The 21315-nt window shown below is 55.0% G+C and carries 18 protein-coding genes; 11 read left to right on the forward strand and 7 right to left on the reverse strand.

Annotated features, from left to right (window positions below; genetic code table 11):
* The first annotated feature begins 130 nt into the window (after positions 1-130).
* The 5 genes from ACI9KD_RS00380 to ald all read left to right on the forward strand — a co-directional run bounded on the left by ACI9KD_RS00380 (position 131) and on the right by ald (position 5512).
* Complete coding sequence (locus ACI9KD_RS00380) at positions 131-577, forward strand: pilin (RefSeq protein WP_414979244.1); 447 nt, start codon at positions 131-133, stop codon at positions 575-577.
* 141 nt (positions 578-718) lie between these two features.
* Positions 719-2659, forward strand: a complete 1941-nt coding sequence (locus ACI9KD_RS00385; protein WP_414979154.1) for a hypothetical protein — start codon at positions 719-721, stop codon at positions 2657-2659.
* The gene (locus tag ACI9KD_RS00390) at positions 2656-3423 is read left to right on the forward strand and encodes a hypothetical protein (protein ID WP_414979155.1); all 768 of its coding nucleotides are present in this window, start codon (positions 2656-2658) and stop codon (positions 3421-3423) included. The genes ACI9KD_RS00385 and ACI9KD_RS00390 overlap by 4 nt, the downstream gene beginning before the upstream one ends.
* Before the next feature lie 12 nt (positions 3424-3435).
* Entirely contained in the window at positions 3436-4302 is an 867-nt protein-coding gene (locus tag ACI9KD_RS00395) for a glycosyltransferase family 2 protein (protein WP_414979245.1), read from the forward strand.
* An 85-nt stretch (positions 4303-4387) separates the two neighbouring features.
* Positions 4388-5512: an alanine dehydrogenase gene (gene ald / locus ACI9KD_RS00400; RefSeq protein WP_414979246.1), complete on the forward strand. Its 1125-nt coding sequence runs from the start codon at positions 4388-4390 to the stop codon at positions 5510-5512.
* Between the two features lie 62 nt (positions 5513-5574).
* Here the strand turns inward: ald and ACI9KD_RS00405 are convergent, their stop codons facing one another.
* Positions 5575-7749 (reverse strand): malate synthase G, encoded by a 2175-nt coding sequence (locus ACI9KD_RS00405; RefSeq protein ID WP_414979156.1) that lies wholly within the window; start codon positions 7747-7749, stop codon positions 5575-5577.
* Between the two features lie 94 nt (positions 7750-7843).
* A complete protein-coding gene (locus ACI9KD_RS00410) occupies positions 7844-8809 on the reverse strand; it encodes a LysR family transcriptional regulator (protein ID WP_414979157.1) in 966 nt (321 codons plus the stop codon).
* A gap of 136 nt (positions 8810-8945) precedes the next feature.
* Here ACI9KD_RS00410 and ACI9KD_RS00415 point away from each other — a divergent pair, with 136 nt between their 5' ends.
* Together ACI9KD_RS00415 and rraA are read left to right on the forward strand one after the other, a co-directional pair.
* Positions 8946-10706: an acyl-CoA dehydrogenase gene (locus ACI9KD_RS00415; RefSeq protein ID WP_414979158.1), complete on the forward strand. Its 1761-nt coding sequence runs from the start codon at positions 8946-8948 to the stop codon at positions 10704-10706.
* Positions 10706-11194, forward strand: coding sequence for a ribonuclease E activity regulator RraA (rraA, locus tag ACI9KD_RS00420; RefSeq protein WP_414979159.1), 489 nt, complete (start codon positions 10706-10708; stop codon positions 11192-11194). The genes ACI9KD_RS00415 and rraA overlap by 1 nt, the downstream gene beginning before the upstream one ends.
* Positions 11195-11239: 45 nt before the next feature.
* Here rraA and nadC read toward each other — a convergent pair whose 3' ends face one another.
* Entirely contained in the window at positions 11240-12085 is an 846-nt protein-coding gene (gene nadC, locus ACI9KD_RS00425; RefSeq protein WP_414979160.1) for a carboxylating nicotinate-nucleotide diphosphorylase, read from the reverse strand.
* Positions 12086-12202: 117 nt separating this feature from the next.
* On the opposite strand from nadC, the gene ampD reads away from it, so the two are divergent.
* The 4 genes from ampD (at position 12203) to ACI9KD_RS00445 (ending at position 16808) form a co-directional block, all read left to right on the forward strand.
* The gene (gene ampD, locus ACI9KD_RS00430; protein ID WP_414979247.1) at positions 12203-12805 is read left to right on the forward strand and encodes a 1,6-anhydro-N-acetylmuramyl-L-alanine amidase AmpD; all 603 of its coding nucleotides are present in this window, start codon (positions 12203-12205) and stop codon (positions 12803-12805) included.
* The gene (locus ACI9KD_RS00435; RefSeq protein ID WP_414979161.1) at positions 12802-13674 is read left to right on the forward strand and encodes a hypothetical protein; all 873 of its coding nucleotides are present in this window, start codon (positions 12802-12804) and stop codon (positions 13672-13674) included. Before ampD ends, ACI9KD_RS00435 begins: the two co-directional genes overlap by 4 nt.
* 95 nt (positions 13675-13769) lie before the next feature.
* Positions 13770-15386 carry a sigma 54-interacting transcriptional regulator gene (locus ACI9KD_RS00440; protein ID WP_414979162.1) on the forward strand — a complete coding sequence of 539 codons (1617 nt, stop codon included), beginning with the start codon at positions 13770-13772 and terminating at the stop codon, positions 15384-15386.
* Positions 15387-15428: 42 nt separating this feature from the next.
* Positions 15429-16808 (forward strand): protein kinase domain-containing protein, encoded by a 1380-nt coding sequence (locus tag ACI9KD_RS00445; protein WP_414979163.1) that lies wholly within the window; start codon positions 15429-15431, stop codon positions 16806-16808.
* On the opposite strand, the gene ACI9KD_RS00450 is transcribed toward ACI9KD_RS00445, so the two are convergent.
* The 4 genes from ACI9KD_RS00450 to ACI9KD_RS00465 are packed head-to-tail and all read right to left on the reverse strand — an operon-like array spanning position 16805 to position 21274.
* Positions 16805-17677 (reverse strand): ketopantoate reductase family protein, encoded by an 873-nt coding sequence (locus tag ACI9KD_RS00450; protein ID WP_414979164.1) that lies wholly within the window; start codon positions 17675-17677, stop codon positions 16805-16807. The genes ACI9KD_RS00445 and ACI9KD_RS00450 overlap by 4 nt on opposite strands.
* Entirely contained in the window at positions 17674-18549 is an 876-nt protein-coding gene (locus tag ACI9KD_RS00455; protein WP_414979165.1) for a choline/ethanolamine kinase family protein, read from the reverse strand. The genes ACI9KD_RS00450 and ACI9KD_RS00455 overlap by 4 nt, the downstream gene beginning before the upstream one ends.
* A complete protein-coding gene (pnuC, locus tag ACI9KD_RS00460; protein WP_414979166.1) occupies positions 18504-19070 on the reverse strand; it encodes a nicotinamide riboside transporter PnuC in 567 nt (188 codons plus the stop codon). Before pnuC ends, ACI9KD_RS00455 begins: the two co-directional genes overlap by 46 nt.
* Positions 19067-21274, reverse strand: coding sequence for a TonB-dependent receptor (locus ACI9KD_RS00465; RefSeq protein WP_414979167.1), 2208 nt, complete (start codon positions 21272-21274; stop codon positions 19067-19069). The genes pnuC and ACI9KD_RS00465 overlap by 4 nt, the downstream gene beginning before the upstream one ends.
* Positions 21275-21315 lie beyond the last annotated feature (41 nt).

Raw genomic sequence — 21315 nt, forward strand, 5'->3', positions numbered from 1 at the left:
TATTTTATAGCTTTTTTATTTTTCTGGAGGTGTTGGCCCGTAAGCTGCTTTGTTTATCGTGGACTAAGTATGTTTGTGAGGCGCTGATACGCCTTCGGTTAACTGGAGAGAAACCATGAAGAAAGTAAATATGAAGCGGCAGCAGGGCTTTACGCTCATCGAATTGATGATCGTCATCGCGATTGTTGGTATTTTGGCTGCGATTGCGCTGCCTGCTTATCAGGATTACACCGTACGAGCACGTATGTCTGAGCCCTTGGCGCGTTTGGCTGAAGCTAAGACCACGATTGCTGAGTATTTAGTGTCAACAGGTGGGCTGCCAACATCAGCGCAGTCCGGTATTAATTCAGCTCCCACGCTTATTATTCAAGAGATCAGCTACGCCTCAACGGGCGGTCAGCCGATTTTACGGGCAGTTGTTTGGCAAAGCGTAATGCCTGGGGCGACGGCTAACTCGACTTTCGAGCTTATCGGCACGATAGACGTGAATACACGTGGTATTAGCTGGGTGTGCCGGCCCGGGACGCAGGGGGTAGCAGTAGAGATTCGTTATTTACCGGCCACTTGCCGGGGTTGATTTGAGTCTTTTTTGTCACCGAAAGCCCGGGCTGGTATGCCCGGGCTTTTTTTCGCCTGTATGATGCGTGCCGGGTAGGCGAAATATTGGTGATCAATAGAGTGGACGATGTGACTCAAGCAATATTTATGGGCACGGCAATTGATTCATAGGACTCTGCGTAACGAACTGACGGCACTCACGGTGCTGTTGTTGTTTACGGCGCTACTCTATTTCCCCGGTTTGTCAGGGCCATTTCTTTTTGATGACGCGTCCAATATCGTGGACAACAGTCGGCTCACAGGGACTAAAGAAACCTTACTCGACTGGTGGGGCGCTGCTCAGAGCTCTGGGGCGGGAACGTTGCGCCGACCAATTCCCATGCTTAGCTTTGCGGTGCAACTGCAAGACGGACCTCCATCCTCCGCGTTCTCACTAAAACTAGGTAACCTCGCGGTCCACCTCGTCTGCGGCGTTGCGCTGTTCGTATTGGCAAGCTATCTGTGCCGGGCTATGGGCTTGTCCGGGGATAGTCGTTATCGCTATTTTCCTTTGTTAGCTGCGGCCCTGTGGTTAACAAGTCCACTTTTGGCTTCAACCGTGCTTTATCCTGTTCAACGAATGGCGCAGTTCTCGGCGCTTTTTGTGATCAGTGGGCTGGCCTGCTACATGTATTACCGATCAAAGTGGGTCGAACGAGCGGCGACGCCGGATGAGGTCGCAGCGTTGGCGCTTTGGTTGGGCATCTTTACGTTTTTGGCTGTGTTTTCTAAAGAGAATGGCATTCTGCTGCCATGGCTCGTCGTTGTTTTGGAAGCGTGCCTGTTAGGTGGGCGGTGGGCGGGGCGGAGGTCACTCTTTGCAGTGCGCTGCGCCCGGGTGGCTGCACTGCTCCCAGTTCTAGCGGGGATGCTGTTTACTCTTTACCAATGGGATTGGGTTGTAGGCGATTACGCAAATAGAGATTTCACTATTACTGAAAGGCTGTTCACCGAGCTTCGACTATCTTGGGAGTATTTAGGTTGGTTCTTTCTGCCTCGGATAGGTGAGCTAGGCCTATACCATGACGACATCCTACTATCGTCTGGATTTTGGTCGCCAGTCACCACCGCGATCTCTTTGTTTGCATGGTGCCTAGTTATTGGTTTTGGAATTGCGATACGACTTAGGTTCCCCTGGCTACTTATGGCGGCGTTGTTTTTTCTGTCAGGTCATAGCATCGAGTCAGGGATTTTGCCGCTCGAGATTGTTTTTGAACATCGTAATTATTTGCCTTTGGTGGGGCCAGTACTGCTTTTGGCTGCAGTTCTCCATTCACTGGCTTTTGGGCTGAAGCGGTTGTCGCTGCATTTGGGACCTTGGCTTCCTGCAGTATTTGTGTTGATTCTGTTTAGTTCTTCGCTTGGATTGCGGGCGTCAGTGTGGTCATCTGATCTCGAACTGGCATCGGCGAGTTATGGCCGGCACCCGGATTCTCAGCGTTCGCGCCACTTCTACGCCAGTACACTTATTCGGCATCGGAATAATGCGACGGTGAGTGGCCGGGAGGCTGACGAGTATCTCTTGGTGGCGCGTCATGAGTTCGAAAGGAGCCATATAGACGACCCACTCGATTTGAGTGCCTTAGTCATGCTGTACACTATCGATTCGTTGCACGCGACTGAAGCTGCAGACCCAGAACGGTGGTTTGCGGGTATTGAACGCAGCGTGTCCAAGCTAAAACTTAGGGCTACGGAGTATGCTTCGATGCGCGTACTCGTCGCATGTGTAGCCGGAGGGGGATGTCAGCCAACTGAAAGTCGTATGGCTGAGGTAGTGCGTGTTTTTTCTGAAAGATTCCCTGGTCCGTATGCGGGAACCCAGTTGCGACTACAGCTACTTGAAGCGGTCGCTGCGTCATCCACCGAGCGGATTTCGTTGTTAGAATCTGCTTTAGAAGACTCGCCTCATCAACTGTCTCATTATTATCCATTGATTTCAGCGTGGCTGGATGAGGGTAACTTTTCGGCAGCACACTTAGTTATATTGGCTCTGATCGATGCCGATGAAGACTATCGGCATCTGTCGACCATCGCTGCTATGTTCAAAGGTGGCTCTTCGTGAGTTTAGCGCGAACAAACTTCAGCTTGATTGTAGTTGGGCTTGTTTCGACATTGCCGCTTGTTGTTCTTATGGGCTGGGCTTATGCGCCCGCGATGCCGCATGCTTATCCCTCCGTTGAGGAATTACTGCTGAATACTTATCATTCGGCGGCAGCGCCGATGTCGATTACCCACTTGTATCTAAGGCAGACACTGGTTCTTGTTTATGTGTTCGCAGTGGTTTTGTGCTTGTTACGCCGTACCGATACCTTTTTTGGTGCGGCATTAGCGGGTGTAATGGCCTCCTTTATCCTCACAATACCTGCAATCGTGCCAGCAGTGCTGGCTGGCGCAGGTGTCTTGAAAGCAGTGGTCTGGCTGCTAGCATTGGGTGCGTGTGCGGTCATCGTGCAAGGAGCGGCGGTTCGTATGCCGGCGGTTGTTGCGCCTTTAGCTGTTGCCTTTGTTTTGACTGGCTCTTACCTCAGCGTGAGAACTTCCGCGGAGGTTGTGATTCGTAGCAACCCGTCGCTTTTTGTACTTACGAATGCAGCACGTAATCCTACGCTACCCAGCGCACAGCTTGCGTTGGGAATGCACCTGTTGGCTATCGGGGGCGGTAGGGAGGTAGAACCCATTCTACGTGAAGCCGGCAGAGGGTTGGTGAAGAGGTTTCGAACGTCGGGCGATGACGATTTATTGCCCATAGCAATGCAAGTGGCCGCTTGGTCTTATATGCCAATTAGTCAAGATGTGATTGAAAAACCTAGTAAATCTAACGAGTAAGACATATTGAAAGTGTCAATTGTTATCCCAGCAAAGAATGAAGTATCTACGATTCAGGATTTGCTCGTGGCTTGCCAGAGTTACGATTCCGACTACGAACTGATTGTTGTGGACGACGGCTCTACCGACGGCACCGGCGAAATCGCCGCGGCCGCCGGGGCGAGGGTGATCACCCAGCCCTACAGCAAAGGAAACGGCGCCGCCATAAAACGCGGCGCCTTGGCAGCTACCGGGGACGTGCTGGTATTCATGGATGCTGATGGTCAACATGACCCGGCGGATGTTGAGCGCTTGCTCTATAAGTACGATGAGGGTTACGACCTTGTGGTGGGCGCTCGATCTGGGTTGGGTTCTCAGGCTAGCGTTGCACGCTGGGGGGCAAATAGCTTCTATAACAGTTTTGCAAGCTGGATGGTGGGGCAGCCTATTGATGACCTGACGTCGGGTTTCCGTGCCGTTAACCGTCGAAAATTTTTAAGCTTTCTGTACCTGTTGCCCAATGGCTTCAGCTACCCCACAACATCAACCATGGCGTTCTACCGCGCGGGCTACTCTGTGGCATTTCTCCCCATTAAGGTTGCCAAACGTCAGGGCAGTGGTCACATCAGTTTGCTACGGGACGGCCTGCGCTTCCTGCTGATTATTTTCAAGGTTGGGACACTCTATTCACCGCTCAAAGTGTACTTTCCCTTTTCTGTCATAGCGGCGGGATTGGGGGTCTTTAACTACTTTGCTACTGCGATAACGAGCGACTCCTGGCGCTTTACGAACATGTCCGCACTGTTGGTTTCCTCGGGTGTGATTATCTTCCTACTGGGCTTGCTATCTGAGCAGTTGACGAACCTGCAGTACAAAGACGTCAGGGTCGACGATGACTGACTGGCCACCCTAAAGAGGTAGCGCGTATTTGCTGCGGGGCAACTAATATGTGAGCCGTTCTCACAGTCTTCAGGAAGTAGTTCTCATGCTCATTGGTGTTCCCAAGGAAATCAAAAATCACGAGTATCGAATAGGCCTCACACCGGCAGGTGTGAGTGAGCTGGTGCACGCAGGACACGAGGTCCTCGTTGAGACTTGTGGTGGTGCATCCATCGGCTTTGATGATTCTCAATACGAAGCTGCGGGTGCCCGTATTGCTAGCGACGCAGCCTCGCTGTTCGCCGAGGCCGAGATGATCGTTAAGGTCAAGGAGCCCCAGCCGGCAGAGTGCCGAATGCTTCGTCCAGGGCAACTTTTGTTCACTTATCTTCATTTGGCGCCGGATCCCGAGCAGACGCGATTGCTTGTGGAGTCAGGTGCCACTGCGATTGCCTATGAGACGGTGACAAGTGCTCAGGGGGGCTTGCCATTGCTCGCGCCTATGAGCGAAGTGGCGGGGCGCATGGCCATTCAGGCGGGCTGTCATAGCTTGGAAAAAGCTCAGGGTGGAAGTGGGACTTTGTTAGGTGGTGTTCCCGGTGTTGAGCCAGCGCGAGTACTGGTGATCGGCGGCGGTGTTGTTGGTGTTAACGCAGCGCGCATGGCTATGGGACTTGGAGCAGATGTCACCATCGTTGATCGGTCGATCAGCCGGCTAAAAGAGCTAGACACTCTCTTTGAGGGTCGTATGAAGACCCTGTATTCCACCCGTGATGCCATAGAACGACATGCGCTGGAAGCCGATCTTGTGGTCGGGGCGGTGCTCATACCCGGAGCAGCCGCACCCAAGTTGGTTTCTGCGGACCTAGTCTCTCGCATGAAGCCAGGTTCTGTACTGGTGGACGTGGCCATTGATCAGGGTGGGTGTTTTGAAACCAGTCGACCGACTACGCATGAGGACCCGGTTTACATCGTTGACGACGTGGTGCATTACTGCGTGGCAAACATGCCCGGGGGGGTTGCCAGAACCGCTACTTTGGCTCTCACCAACGCAACGCTGCCCTATGTGCTCGCGCTTGCCAGTAAGGGCGTGAAAAAGGCGCTGGAGGACGACCGCTACCTGCGCGATGGTCTCAATGTGCACGCTGGGCAGGTTACGTATCAGGCGGTTTCCGAAGCCTTGGGTTACGAGTATGTCCCGCCGATTGAGGCTCTGGCTAATCTGAGCTAATAGACTCTGACTGTCTAAAGAGGACCTGGCCGCTGCGGGTGCGCACCGGCCAGGCCCTACCATTAACCGATGGCCTTCGCCTCCCGGCGTCGAGCATGCAGCACAGGTTCGGTGTACCCGCTGGGCTGTTCGGTACCAAGGAACACCAGGTCGCAGGCGGCGTGAAAGGCCACACTGTCATCAAAGCTGGGAGCCATGGGCTTATACAGAGGATCGGCGGCGTTTTGTTGATCGACTACGGCGGCCATGCGTTCTAGCGTTTCTCGTACCTGGCTTTCGCTGCAGACACCGTGGACCAGCCAGTTTGCAATGTGTTGAGAGGAAATTCGCAGCGTTGCGCGATCCTCCATGAGGCCAATATCGTTGATGTCCGGTACCTTGGAGCAGCCCACACCCTGATCAATCCAGCGTACGACATAACCTAAAATGCCCTGAGCGTTGTTGTCGAGCTCGCGTTGAATATCCTGGGGGCTCATGTCGGCAGCGCCGCGCAGTGGTATCGCAAGAATGTCGTCTACCGATGCGGGTGTACGTTCTTTGAGCAGCGCTTGCACATCCGCGACATTCACGTCGTGATAATGCGTGACATGCAGCGTAGCTGCTGTTGGTGAGGGAACCCATGCGGTGCTGGCGCCTGCTCGCGGATGACCAATTTTGGCTTCGAGCATGGCGGCCATCAAGTCCGGCATGGCCCACATACCTTTGCCAATTTGCGCGCGGCCCAGCAGTCCACAGGCCAGTCCAGCGTCTACGTTGTGATCCTCATAGGCGCTTATCCAGGGCTCGGACTTCATGTCGCCTTTGGGCGTCATCGCGGCGGCAGCCATGCTGGTGTGGATTTCGTCCCCGGTGCGATCGAGAAACCCTGTGTTGATGAACACAATACGTTCGCTGGCTCTGCGAATACACTCACGGAGATTTATCGTGGTGCGCCGCTCTTCGTCCATAATGCCAAGCTTTAGCGTGTTTCTGGGGAGGCCTAAAGCATCTTCGACACGACCGAACAAATCGACGGTAAAGCTGACCTCGTCGGGTCCATGCATCTTTGGCTTTACGATATAAACGCTGCCACAGCGTGAATTATGCAGATCGCTGTCGCCTTTCAGATCATGCATCGCAATCACCGCGGTGAACATGGCATCCATGATCCCCTCAGGAATTTCTTTTCCCGCGCTGTTGAGGATCGCTTCGTTGGTCATCAGGTGTCCGACATTACGTACGAACATCAGACTGCGCCCCGGTAGCACTAAATCACCGCCATCCAGCGCTGTGTAGTGACGATCAGGATTGAGTTTGCGTATCTGGGTGGCGCCACCTTTCTTAAACTCTTCGCTGAGATCGCCACGCATTAAACCTAGCCAATTGCTGTAGACCACTGCCTTGTCGTCGGCGTCTACGGCCGCCACAGAGTCCTCACAGTCCTGAATGGTGCTGATCGCAGACTCCAGGAGGAGGTCTTTGACGCTGGCTTTGTCCTCGGCGCCAATGGGGCTGCTTGCGTCGATCTGGATCTCTACGTGCAAGCCATTGTGCTTTAGGAGGATGGCAGTGGGAGCGTCGCGATCGCCGCGATATCCGCGCAATTGATCCGCTTGCGCTAATCCGCTGCTTTCATCGCTGGCTCCCAAACGCACACGTAAATCACCGTCGCCAAGGTGATAGCGGGTAGCGTCGTGATGGCTGCCGGTCTCAAGCGCAAAGTGCTTATCGAGGAAGTCCCGTGCCCAGGCAATCACCTTTGCGCCGCGCAGGGGATTGTAGCCGCCGGCCCGTTCTGCACCACCGTCCTCAGAGATCACGTCTGTGCCATACAAGGCATCGTAGAGACTCCCCCAGCGAGCATTCGCTGCGTTGAGCGCATAGCGTGCGTTCATTACGGGGACCACTAACTGAGGGCCCGCCAAGCTTGCAACTTCTGCGTCCACGTTTTCGGTGGTAATCGAAAAAGGCGCGGGTTCGGGAAGGAGGTAGCCTATCTCTTGAAGAAAGGCTTTGTAGGCACTTCGATCGTAGTCAGCCCCTGGATGTTCCCGGTGCCAGTTGTCGATTTGTTTTTGCAGATCTTCACGAATAGCCAAAAGCTCTTCGTTTCGAGGCTGCATTTCTTCGAGGATATCAGCGAGAGATGCCCAAAATTCACCGGGGTCGACACCGATACCCGGACAAATCTGCTCTTCCAGTAGTTCTGCGATGACCGGCGCAACCTGTAAGCCTGCTCGTGAAACCCGAGTTGTCATGATGAAGACTCCTTAAATTGAACCAATTGGTAGACGAATTCCCTGATTTTAATGCCGAGACAATGATTCCCAAAGCTAATAGATATGATCGCCATCATTTATTTGATGAATTTTGGTCCAAAGCTACGATTTGCCTCGCGGTGTCTACAATGAGCTTGCGGAGCCAGCGATTACCGGGGTTATGTTGGAGTAACGGGCTCCAGGCCATTTTTAGTTCAAGAGGCGGTATTTCCAGCGGGGGATCTCGGCGCACGAGACGGGGGTTGTCCCTTTTCAGGAGGGCCGCACGGGTAGGAAGAGTCACAATTAGATCGTTGTGTTCGGCAAGCGTCATTGCCGCCTGATAGTGGCGCGTAAAAACGCGAATTTGACGTTTTTTGCCCAAACGATTGAGTGCCGCATCCACCCAACCCAGGCGTTGAACATCGTCAGGGTTCACACCTACGCCCACCCCCATGCCGGTTTTACTCACCCACACGTGGTCTGACAGCAGGTATTTCTCCAAGGTGAAGTCATTGAGAATCGGGTGATTGGGGCTGAGAAGGCAGGAAAAGCTATCGTCCCAGAGAAGGATTTGGTGGAAAGACTGTGGCATGGAGTCAAAGCGGTTAATCACCATATCGACTTTGCCGCGCTCTACATCCAGAAAGCTGACATCGGAGGGCGTCATAATATCCAGAGTGACGCCGGGCGCCTGATTCCGCAGCTCTCCCAACACCTTGGGGAATAGCGTCGATTCCGCGTAGTCACTGGCCATGATGCGAAACACGCCTTGTGCCTCTTCCGGCCGGAATGCCGCGCGGGGCTGCACTGCCTGATCGATACGCGAGAGGGCTTCTCTGACAAGGGGTTCCAGTTCAAGTGCGCGCTCTGTGGGCGTCATACCCTCGGATGTGCGCACCAGCAGCGGATCGTCAAATAGCGTTCTGAGTCGACGCAAACCATTACTCATGGCGGGTTGTGACAGGTTTAGTTGCTGCGCGGCCTGGGTGACGTTGCGCTCGCGTAGGAGAACGTCGAGGTAGACCAGTAGGTTGAGATCAATGCGGTGCAGATTCATAGTGGCAGCCGAGTGCTTTTCGGACCGTGCAGTATCGCGATGATGCCGCCTTCCTGCCAAGCCTTTATACTTGCGTGCTTTGGCGTCTTATCTGCGCTCCTAATTTACAGCCGAACCACTAAGAGGTTTCTTTGCTATGTATCGTGCGCCCCTGGAAGATATGCGCTTTGTCATCGACGAGGTACTTTGTGCTGGCGAAACGCTGGGTAATTTACCCCGTTTTGAAGAGTTGGGCGTGGGCGAAGACTTGACCGCTGCACTCCTTGATGAGGCGGGTAAGCTTGCGGGAGATGTTCTTGGACCACTGCGGCGAGTGGGCGATATGCACCCGGCTCGCTGTGAGGACAAAAAGGTCGTAATTAGCCCTGGCTATGCCGATGCGATGAAGCAACTCGCTCAGGGCGGTTGGTTTGGGATATGTGCGGATGCCGATTTTGGTGGTCAGGGTCTTCCGGAGCTGTACGGAACAGCGGTCTCAGAAATGTGGAATGGCGCTGATATGGCCTTTGCTTTGGCACCGTTTCTCAGCAGCGGCGCAGCACTAGCGATTTCCTCGCACGGCAATGACGCACTGAAAGCGACCTACCTCGAAAAGCTGCATACCGGTGAGTGGACAGGAACCATGAACCTTACCGAATCCGGGGCGGGGTCCGATCTGGGTGTTATGAAAACTCGGGCGGTACCCAAGGGTGATTATTACTTGATTACGGGCCAGAAAATTTACATAACCTGGGGTGATCACGACGCGGTGGACAATATTGTGCACCTGGTTCTGGCTAAGCTGCCGGATGCACCCGAAGGTTCAAGTGGTATCTCATTGTTTCTTGTCCCGAAGTTTTTGGTTAATGCTGACGGCAGTCTTGGCGAACGCAATGATGTTTATCCGTTGTCTACGGAACACAAGCTGGGGATTCACGGAAGTCCTACCTGCGTGATGGCTTTTGGCGATGATGGCGGCGCGATTGGCTATTTGGTGGGCGAAGAAAACCGCGGACTCACCTGTATGTTTACCATGATGAACGAGGCTCGTCTGAAAGTAGGGCTCCAGGGTCTGGGGGCATCAGAGGGCGCTTATCAGCAGGCACTTGGCTACGCCAAGGAGCGGGTACAAGGCGGCGTTCCGATCATTCAGCATCCTGACGTGAAACGTATGCTTCTGACCATGAAGGCACTCAGTGAAGCCATGCGGGCGCTTGCTTATAGCGAAGCGGTGACTATGGATTTGGCGCATTACGGGGCTGATACTGAGCGTGCTGCGCAGCAAGCCCGCATCGACTTGATGATTCCGGTGATCAAAGGCTGGATGACCGAGGTGGGGGTGGAGCTCACCTCGCTGGGTGTACAAGTGCACGGGGGCATGGGTTACGTGGAGGAGACGGGTGCAGCGCAATACCTGCGCGATGTTCGGATCACGCCTATCTATGAGGGTACAAATGGTATTCAGGCCGCGGATCTGGTGGGGCGCAAGCTCGGTCGAGACGGCGGCTCAACTATGGCCTCCGTGCTAGATATGATTCGTGCTGATGCTCAAGGCTATGTAGACATTAGTGGGGAGCTTGCGATCATTGGCCGATGCCTGCTTAACGCTGTGGCACTGCAGAGTGCGTCAACGGAAGTGGTCCTACAGATGCTGTCGGAAAACCCTGAGGCAGCCGGGGCTGCTGCATTCGACTACATGATGCAGACTGGATTTTTGTTTGGTGCCTGGCAGCTCGCACGGGGTGCCCAGGTAGCGCAGGCTGCGCTTCAGGCAGGCAACGATAATGAGTTTTACGCCCGCAAAGTCGCTACCGCTACCTTCTTTGCACAAAGCGTGTTGCCGCGCTGCGAGGGCTATGCGGGCACCGTGGCGAATGCCGGTGGAGCCCTTCAGGACTATCCTGTGGGTTGGTTGTAATGACCGTTGTATTTACTACGCCGGATCTTGCCGACAGCGCCCCCGAGGCCCGGGCCCTACTGCACACCTGGCATGATTATGGCGCAGTGTCGTGCTTCAGTGGCGTTGCGCTCACAGTTAAGTGCTTTGAGGACAATTCTCTCGTAAAAGAACTGGTACAGCAGTCGGGGGACGGGCGAGTGATTGTCGTTGATGGTGGCTGTTCTTTACGGCGCGCCTTGTTGGGCGATCAACTGGCAGCGAAAGCTGTGGCAAACGGATGGTCGGGATTGGTGATTGCGGGCGCCGTTCGTGATGTGGAAATTCTCGAGACGCTTGAGCTGGGTGTTAAAGCTCTGGGTGCCTGTCCGCAAAAGACAGACAAGCGTGGTGAGGGACAGCTCAATGTTTCTATTGAAATTGGAGGCGCCACGGTCTGCAGTGGTGATTATATTTATGCCGATCGCAATGGGGTGATCGTAAGCGCTGAGGCTCTATTGCCTCTGTAAGCGCGATGGGGTTACCACGAACCCTCGCACTTTTGGTTGCCAGTTTTAAGTGAGACGCATAGACAGATCCAAGGGCTTGCAGTCCTTGGTAAGTGCTCCAATGGAAATGAAGTCAACGCCGGTCTTGGCGATCGAAAGTAAAGTCTCCAGCGTGACGTTACCGGATGCTTCAAGTTCGGCTCTGCCATTGGTGAGCTGAACCGCCTCCTGGAGCGTCTCAAGGTCGAAATTGTCCAGCATCACACGTTCGCAGCCCGCATCAATCGCTTGTAGCAGCTCATCGGTACTCTCCACTTCGACTTCTACCGGTTTTCCCGGGGCACTTTCTCGCGCACGAAGTACGGCCGCATGAATGCCGCCGCAAGCGAGAATATGATTTTCTTTGATGAGGAATGCATCGTAGAGGCCGATACGATGATTGTGGCATCCACCGCAAAGCACGGCATATTTTTGCGCCGCGCGAAGTCCCGGTAGCGTCTTTCGAGTGTCCAGTAAGCGTACCCCGGTACCTTCCACGCGCCGCGCGTAGTCTCGGCAGCGTGTCGCCGTGCCGGATAGCGTTTGCAGGAAATTCAGCGCGGTACGTTCTCCGGTCAGCAGACCGCGAGCAGGGCCCCGAAGTTGAAAGACTGTTTGTCCGGCTGTCAGGCTATCGCCGTCTGCCGCAGACCACTCAATGGCGATGCGATCGTCAATGCTGGCAAACACCGTTGTTACCCAGTGCTGGCCACACAGCACGCCGTCATCCCGGGTAATGACCTTGGCTTCGGCCATGCGATCGGCGGGCAGCAAATCAGCTGTGATGTCTCCGCTGCCGATATCCTCCGCTAGAGCGATTTCGACGTTGCTGTCGACAATGGTTTGGGGGACTCGAGTAAGGCTGAGACTCATACGGTTTTCCGGCTTGCGGGATAAGGGGACTTCGGGCGTCATGGTAGCAGCGCGGGCTTAGAGACGAAAAGCATCACCGAGCTTGCCGTGGACTGTGTTGATGAACACAATACACCGATGTTATCCCCAAAAACGTGGGATGGGTGGCTTGAAAGCGCCCGGCATTGCCCGTCCCCTAACTGTAACGCCCGACCGCCAGCTTGCCTGCCGGAAATGCTGGTTGTGCACAATATTTCACTCCCTCCCGGTTGTTTCGGTACCGGGGATGTCGAGGCGCTTTTTTGTAATACGCTCGACTGCTCCCTAAATCCTGCATTTACCGCCCTAGAGGGGCTTGAAGTGTCCGCACACTTTCTGATCGACCGTCAGGGTGAATTGACCCAATTCGTATCCTGTTTTGAGCGTGCCTGGCATGCGGGTGTCTCCTCCTGGTCCGGAAGGACCAATTGCAATGATTTTAGTATCGGCATCGAGGTAGAGGGTACGGACAGCAAGGCATACGAAGCCGCCCAGTACCGGGCGCTCAGTGAGTTGATTGTTGAGCTTCGCCGCTTTTTGCCCACGCTGGCGCCTGGGCCTGTAGTCGGGCACAGTGATATAGCGCCAGGTCGCAAGACTGATCCTGGTGAGGCTTTTGATTGGGCAATGCTTCGACGTTTGCTCCGGGCTACCACGAACCCAGCCGCTCACTCACTGATAGAGGAGTCCATAGCGCGATGACATTCCTTGCCATGATCATTGCATTGTCCTTGCAGCAGGTAATCCAGCCAGGCAATTTTTTACAGCGCGACCTATGGCTTTTTCAATGGGATAGTTTTGTGGCTGGGCGTTTGTCGGCACAGATGCTGCGTGTGGTGATTACGCTTGGCGTCATTGCGGTGTCCGTGTACTGGGCACTATCGACACTGGATGGATGGTTGTTTGGATTGGCCGAGTTGCTGGCGACCGCGGGCCTTTTTGTCTGGAGCTTAGGGCGCGATGACTTTCACACGGCACTTGAACGGTATGAAGCGCGGGCTTCTGATAATCCCCAGGCAGCCTGTGAGGCTGTACAGCAGCTGTGGGCGCCTCTGACGGGTGCGGATGAACGCGTTCAGGCAGGGGCCGACGCGGAGGAGCTTGAGGGTTCGCCGTCAGGTGATGCTGACGAAGTAGAGCGTGAAGACATCACTGCTGAGGAACAGGATCAAGCCTTACAGCGTCTGGTTTACTGTGGTTATGCTCGTTGGTTCGCGCCATTGTTCTATTTTGTTCTGGCTGGACCTATCGCTGCTGTGCTGTATCGCGCCTTAGCGTCTCTTGCGGCGGATGATCGCGGTCCGCAGTACTTACAAGTGCTGCGCTGGGCAGACTGGATCCCCGCACGTATTCTGGGACTGACCTTCGCATTGAGCGGCGACTTTATGGCGGTCAGCCAGCGCGCTCCATTGGCGCATTTCGCTGATGCCACGTCAGCACCACAGCTTTTGTGGGAGCTCGCAGGAGTTGCCTGTAATAAAGCATCCGGTGCGCGGATTTTCGGGGATATTCTTTATCGAAGCGCAGGTCTTTGGTTGCTGGGACTCTCAGCAGTCCTGATTCTGGGCTAAATCGATGGGTTAGGGCGTCGAGTCCCGGGCTGCTATGCTCAGAGCATCCGCCGGGGCGGAACCTTTGGATAACGTCCCAGTTACAGGGGGTTCAGGTGAGTGATCCGGACAGTGGCGACACGACTCGCTTAAGCGATGCGACAGATGAGACGCTTTGGGATTCAGTGATCGATCAGGGCATACATCAGGAACTGTGTGTTGTGATCGCTTTTCATCCCGACACCTCGCGTATTGGTGAGCTGTGCACGATTCCCTGGACGGACGACTTCCTGATTATCGGGAGACACTACCCTGAATTTGCCGCCTCGAGCGCCTCTGTAGCCAACGGCATCGACGACAGTTCTGTGAGTCGTGAGGCTTTTTTTCTGAAGCATGATGGCGGGCAGTGGCAGATTGGCCGAAAAGCGGGGCGCTCGCGATTACGCCTTAATTCGCAAGAGTTGTTTGAAGAAGCGCAGATTTCTCAGGAGTGCTTGCAACAGGGCCTGATTGTCACTCTGGCACAGCGCGTAGTCCTACATCTTAGATTGCAGTCTCCAGAGTCTTGCGAGCAAAACAGTTCACCGGAGTTAGCCTCTCTCGCGGGCGTGAGTCCTGCCATGCGACAGTTACGGCAGAGCACAGCTGTTGCCGCGACATCAGCGGATGATGTGTTGCTCATTGGACCGACCGGGAGTGGCAAGGAACGTATCGCTCGTGCCATTCACGCCTTAAGTAGCCGATCCTCAGGCCCCTGGGTTGCCGTGAATATGGCGGCGATGCCAGTCGAGATTGCTAGTGCGAGTCTGTTTGGCGCGCGCAAAGGTGCTTATACCGGCGCTGATGCAAACCGTTCTGGCTTCTTTCAGCAGGCTGATGGAGGCACATTGTTTCTGGATGAGGTGGGGGACACTCCGGCGGTGTTACAGCCTATGCTTCTGCGTGCATTGCAAGAGCGGGAAATCCAGGTGGTTGGTGGAAAAACCGAACGCGTGGATTTGCGTGTGATCGCCGCCATGGAGCAGGATCCGGATGAGTTGCGGGAGCACTTTCGTCCCGCACTACGCTACCGACTCGGTGCGCAGGAGATACGTTTGCCGGCGCTGGCCGAGCGGAGAGAGGATGTGGCGCTGCTGGCTGCAAATTTGTTTGGCGAACGAGGGCAAGTCGATGGTCACCCTTGGGATGTAGGTCCAAGCGAGACTAGTGTCAGGTCGTGGGCGCGATTGTTTGAGCAGCTCCTTGGTTACGCATGGCCTGGTAACATCCGTGAGTTACAGCATACTGTTGCGCAGATCAGCAGCTTTTCTAAGGCGGGCTTAGAGGTCCCAAAGGCGGTGAGAGCACGCCTCGCCACTACTCCGATCATTCCAGTAATATCCACCGAGGAAGAGCCGCATACTGAGGTGAAGGAGATGCCCGCTTTTCGGCTCGCCGAGCTATCGGATGCGGATTTTGTTGCGGCCTGGCGAGCTGCCAAGTACGAGGTGGCTAGCATCGCTCGCCAGTTGGGCGTGTCACGTTCCGCTATTTATCGACGGCTTCAGAACCTGCGAGAATGCCGGCTCGCGGCAGATGTACCCTTGGGTGAGATGCTATCAGCACTGGATGCTTGTCGGGGTGATTTGGCCTCCACAGCAGACCGTTTGGCTGTGTCTCGGCGCGGTCTACAGACGCGCCTGCGAGCCAGTGGTGTCAGCACCGCGGACTTGCCTGAGATTCTCGAGCCTTAGGGTTTCGGTTGATCGGTGATACGGGGGCTCTCACAGTATCGCTTGCTACGCAGACTGGGCGCCGGAGGGCAGGCAGAGGTTTATCTGGCCTTTGATACACGGCTCAAGCGCCGAGTCTGCATTAAGCTTTATCACCTCACGGGATCGCTCACTTCTCGCCGCCGGGCGGTTGTTGAGGCTCGGCATCTCATGCGGGTTGAAAGCCCGCAAACTATTACAATACACGACGTAGTCAGCGCAGGCGCCCGACTTGCCCTTGTGGTGCAGTACGTGCCTGGCTGCACCTTGAAGGAACTGCTGGCGCAAAATCACCGCCTTCATCCCCAAAACGCCGTGGCCTTAGTGACCGATATCGCTGCGGCTCTGGCAGCTCTTCGTCAAGCGGCTGTTGTTCATGGCGACATAAAGCCAGCAAACGTGCTCATTACTACTAGCGGACGCGCGGTATTGACGGATTTTGGTGCTTCTCAACTTGTGGGTGAGCAATGGTCGGCCTGCAGTCCTGAGGCCCTTTCTCCGGAGCAGTCTCGCGGCGACGCGGCGGCTATTGCGAGTGACTTCTTTTCCCTGGGGTTGCTGTTGTATCGCATGATTTATGGCGTGCACCCATTCTTTACGGGGGGTGAGCTTGATATCCGTCAGCTACGGGGAGGCTTGCGGGAGCTGCCAGCCACATCCGGTCTTGGTGCACCGGAAGACGCGGCCTTAAAGGAACTGCTACTGACGTTGCTGGCCCCTGAGCCAGATGATCGGCCCACCGGGACCTTTGAGCTTCGGGAGCGCTTGCGCCAGCTGCGTAGTCTGCTTCCCGCTGCGGATTTGACGGGAGTTCCGTTGAGCACTGAATCGCAAGCTGTTCCCAACGGCTTTTCTGTTGCGCGGCTTCCTCGGAAATTGGTGCGTGTGCCCATGTGGCAAAGCGCTAATGCATGGTTAATCGACTATTGGTCTCGGGGCAGCCTGGGAGCCCGGGGTCTCCTCGTCGCTTCAATGTTACTGCTTGGCGGCCTTCTGACTGTTTTTGTGACGATGCCCGGTCCGTGCGTCGCTATCGCGATGCCCCAGATCAATGTTCTGCAGGATACAAAAGCGCCTGCACAGAACGAGCAGGAGCTCCGCGTGCTTCTTAGTCTATTGCTCAAAGAGCGAGCTCAACAGGCTGTAGTGCTTGGTGCCGGCGTGGCCAGCGATAGCAGATATACACTAAGCGCTGCGGGTACACATAATGCCTGTATTGCGCAGCGTAAGTTGTATTTGCAGGTTGATTGCGAGTTCGGGAGATGCCTTTTACAGCTCCAAGGGTTCAGGGACTCTCAGATTCAGGAACGACAATTATCGGTGCCCCAGGGGGCTACGGCTCAGGAAGTGGAGCGGGCTCTCGCACAGCTGGTCAGCGAGCAACGAGCTTTCTTGATGGACTAGCGTAAGGCGCTTACCAGCGCCTGATTTAACGGTAGCTCAAACTCAAAATTTTCTGCCCGACGGAGGAGTTCACCATTGAGAAAGTCAATTTCCGTAGGGCGGCCAGCGAGTCGATCCTGCAACATAGAGGATTGGTTTTGTGCCGTGCTTTGGCACACGTTTGTCGCGGCGCTGAGTAAATCACTTTGCCTACTCCATAGTCCGAGTGCATTCAGTAGGGGCTCACTTTCTTCACACAGAGCCGTAAGTTCAGGGCCGGCTGCGCCGCTTTGTAGCAACTCACCATTGCGGCATTCAAGCTGTGCTGTGAGTGGGTTGATGACGCAATTGATCGAGAATTTTTCACCGATGGCCCCTTGCATATTCGACTCCCAGCGCCAGCCGTCAAGAATTGCGAGGCTATCGCTAAACCACGTGGGAGGGGAGGCAGATGATTCTGGTAGTCCGATGCGGGTGATCCCATCAGAAACAATATGCACCACGGCGTCATGATCTCTGAAGGCCGCCGCCGTGCTGGTCGCGCGATGCAGACTGCGGCCGGGAAGTACTTCGGAAAAAGCCTGCTCAAACCCTAAGCCATTGGCGGTGCAAGCGATTACAGCGTCGTCTGACAGGTATGGAAGGGCTAACTTGAGAGCATCAACGAGTTGGCCAGCCTTGGTGGTGAGCAGTAGCCTGTCGATGCTTGCAGGAGCGAGTGCCCTTAAGGATTGAATGGGTAGTCGTGCTGTGGTTTTACCATCGAGTAGCAGTCCTGAGCTGCTGCTTTGGTGATGGTGCAGCAAGGTGCATGCGCAATTCGATTGCATCATGCGATGGGCGATGAGGCTTCCGATGGCCCCGGCGCCAAGGATGTGCCACTGACTCATCTTGAGGCACCGCGCAACAACATACGTTCGAGGTTTTTATGGGAGCGCCCCGTCTGATCAGAGTTGGCGTGGTAAATACTGAACCAACAGGCTTCGATGCAGGCGTAAATGAGGCATTGAGCGCTAAAACGTCTTTCTTCTGCCTGCGTCGGCCTGCGCTGTAGATAAAGCGCCAAAAGCTGAGTGGCTGCGGTTTGGCGCAGTTCAGACGCACACACCGCTAGATCAAACAAAGGATCTCCCGGTGCTGCATATTCCCAATCAAGCGCATACAAATGGCTCTTGCCCTGTAGGCGGTTCGCGCAAAGAAGATCGTTGTGACAAAGCACCCGGTCGACATTCCCATCCATAACGATGTCATTCATCGCCTTATCGATACGAGGGTTTTCAGCACTGACCAGTTCTGCCAATGGAGATTGCGGTGCTATCGCCGTTCGGTAGTCTTGCAGTACGTCGATAGACTCGACTGGCTTGCCACGTGGCCTTAGGACATGAATGTTTCGTAGAAGCTGTGCGAGTGCAGCGGGTCTGTTTTGCGTGTCCTGCTGTCCATCGATCCACTCCATGACCGTCACGCCGCTCTTGGGGTCACCGTAGTCTATTCGGGGGGCGATATTGTGGGCCGCTGCCTGCGTTTGGATTGCGAGTTCCAGTTCGCGTTGGGCATTATCGCGGGAACGCTTGTCGATGCGCAGTACCCAGCGCTGGGTTGATCCCTCGATCAACTGGACGTGGTGATTGTACCCGCCTTGAAGCATCTCGCCCGGTATCGGCGGGCATTGTAACTGCGGAGCCCAGCGGCTAAAGTTTCTGCAGACTTCTTCGACTATGTGCCGTCTCGAAGGCGCAAGCTGTTCCGCCACTGCTTCCATGCGATAAACGCCAATCCTGTGTAAACCAAGTAGAGCGCTGATGATGCCAGTAATCCCGCGTCTAAATATAGTCCAGCGGTAAGTACATCAATCCCGATCCAATAGAGCCATGCTTCAAGCTTCTTACGTGCCACCATCCAAGTGGCGAGGACGCCTCCCCAGCTGCTGCTTGTGTCGACGATTGACTGGGTGTCAGTCAGCGTATCGCGAGCTATGAGGGTCGCTGAACTCAGCGCAAGCAGGCTGATGATCACAAGGGCATGGTAACGCCAGGTGACGAGACTCACGCTGCTTGTAGTCTCGGAACCGTCTTTGCCCCAATGCCACCAGCCCAGCCCTGCCATCGCCAGGTAGAAGACTTGCAATAGCGCCTGCATGGGGAGTCCGGCTTGCCAAAATATCCCTCCAAAGATGATTGAGGCGAGGGCTCCGGCAATCCAGCAGCTGCGCTTTTCGCGAATCGCAAGGATCAGGTAGGCAAGTCCCAGTACAACTGCCAAGGCTTCCAATGCTGCATTCAAAGACGAAGCTCTAGTGAGAGACCCAACTGTCTGGGATCGGCAAATTGTCGATAAGCCTCGGTGACGTAGCCTTTACGGGGATCATTGCCGAAGCTTCCAAAGCCTCGGGTGAAGTAATCTTCATCTAGCAGGTTGCGGCCCCAGAATGCGAGTTCCCAATTCTCACGCTGATAGGCAACACGCAAATGTAGCAGCGTATAGGCGCCTGATTGTTCATCATGGCGGTCTGAGAAGTAAAAAGTGTCACGCCCTTCCCATTGAAGGTCAGCCTGCCAGTTTTTGCTCGGACGCCAGTTGAGACCTGCTGCGAACTGATAGCTCGGCGCGTGTGCCTGTTCACGACCTTCAAGGTCTCGGCCGTCGGCATTGATGTACTCGTCAAATTGCGCTCGCAGCAATCCAGTATTGAAGTAAACCTCCAATGTGTCGCTGGCTGCAGCGCGCAGCTCCCACTCCAGCCCCAGGTTGTACCCGGCGGCGGCATTGTCCGTATAGTCGACAAAAGCAGTGCTGCCATCCTCCCGGGGAATGACAATTGAGCCACGTACCTGTTGATCACTACGATCCATATAGAACAGTGCCACGGCGCTCTGCAGGCGACCATCGAGAAATTGTCCTTTGTGGCCGATTTCGAGATTGTAAAGCAGCTCTTCATCGAAAAAGCGCAAGCTTGCTAGCGTGTCTGACGCGTCACTGTCGTCAGCGGGAAACGCCAGAATACCGGCGTTCACTCCGCCTGCGCGGTAACCCCTGGAAACAGCGGCGTACAGCATTCCCAGTTCATCCGTTGCATATTTCAGAGCAATTTTTCCGCCCCATAAGTTGTTGTCCGGCTCACTGGATATTGCATTGGAGTCGTCGTACTGCATAGAACGATTGGCAAGACGAATCCCCGTGCTAAGCGTCCAGTTCTGAGTCAGCGCGAGATCCAGCTGGCCGTAGGCTGCGACGGTTTCAGCTTTGAATTGACTGCGAAAATCCTCGCTTAGAAATGTGTACTCTCGACGCAGGGACTCATCGTCTTGTAGTGCATAAATTCCTGCTGTCCAATCAATGGCGCCTACAGAAGTGATAAGCGGCTCGATTGATGAAAGTCTCAGCTGCGCGCTGTAGCTGTCTCTGTTTCGCAAGTAGCGGTCAAAAGATGAGTATTCGAGATCCGGGGCAATGCCTACAAAGCTCCAATCTTCGTCAAAGCTGTAGTCGGTGTCGGATGTAGCTGCGCTAGCCATGACTTCTGTCAGTATTTGGTCGCCTTCCCAGCGGTAATGAATCCCCGCAGTATCGCTCTGCTGGCGATCGTTGCCTGGCATATCCGATAGCGTCGTGCGTGTGTTATCCAAAGAGAACGCATCGTAGCCATTGTCCATGTCGATGTGAGCTAGTGTGATGTCTATGCTTTGGCGTGCGCTTGGAAGCCAGCGCAGGCGTCCGCGCAGAACCGTTTCGTCTCGTTCATTGTTGTCGCTGCGGTTGAGGAAGCTGTTATCCATGAACCCATCGCTGCGATGCTGGAACGCCGCGACACGAAAGAGGAGTGTGTCCCCGGCGAGGGGGCCGGTCACGCTGACGCCGAGCTCGCGGCGTCCGTAATCGCCAATGGTAGTTTGCAGTCGGGCGGCAAATTCCGACTCGGGAGCTGCGCTGCGCATATTGATCAGACCCGCCAGGGCATTAGCGCCATGGAGCGTTCCCTGTGGGCCGCGTAGAATTTCTACCTGCTCGATATCAAATAGGCTCGCGCCACTGCCAAGGCCGCTAAAATCGATCCCATCGATAAGCAGTCCTACAGAGGGATTCAGTGGGTCGACAAACTGACTGCGCTCTCCCACGCCGCGTATCTGATAAAAGCGCGCGCGGGAGCTTCCGCCCGCCAGATTCACATTCGGAGCAAGCTGCAGAAGGTTCTCCAGATGTATGGCGGTGCGCTCTTGGATTTGGGAGGCATCCATTATGCTGCTGCTGGAGGGTTGAGACAGCCAGGGTGTATCTCGAAATTCTGCGCTAACGATGATTTCTTCGAGAGCTGGAGCTGTTTCTGTCGGGCCAGCTTGGGCCTGGGCTTGCGCGCTTGTCGCGCCTCCCATAGCAAGTAGAGCAACCAGGAGCGAAGCTCGGGCGCCGGCTGCTGCCGACAGAGCCTGAACTACAGGCCTTGTAAGCGTCTGACTATTGTTGGTTTGTACAGGTATTGACTGTTTCATCATTGTTCCCTTAGACGCGGGAACGAAGAGCCTATGGCAAG

Origin of the sequence: Congregibacter sp. (genome assembly GCF_047617445.1) — a bacterium.
Classification (GTDB): domain Bacteria; phylum Pseudomonadota; class Gammaproteobacteria; order Pseudomonadales; family Halieaceae; genus Congregibacter.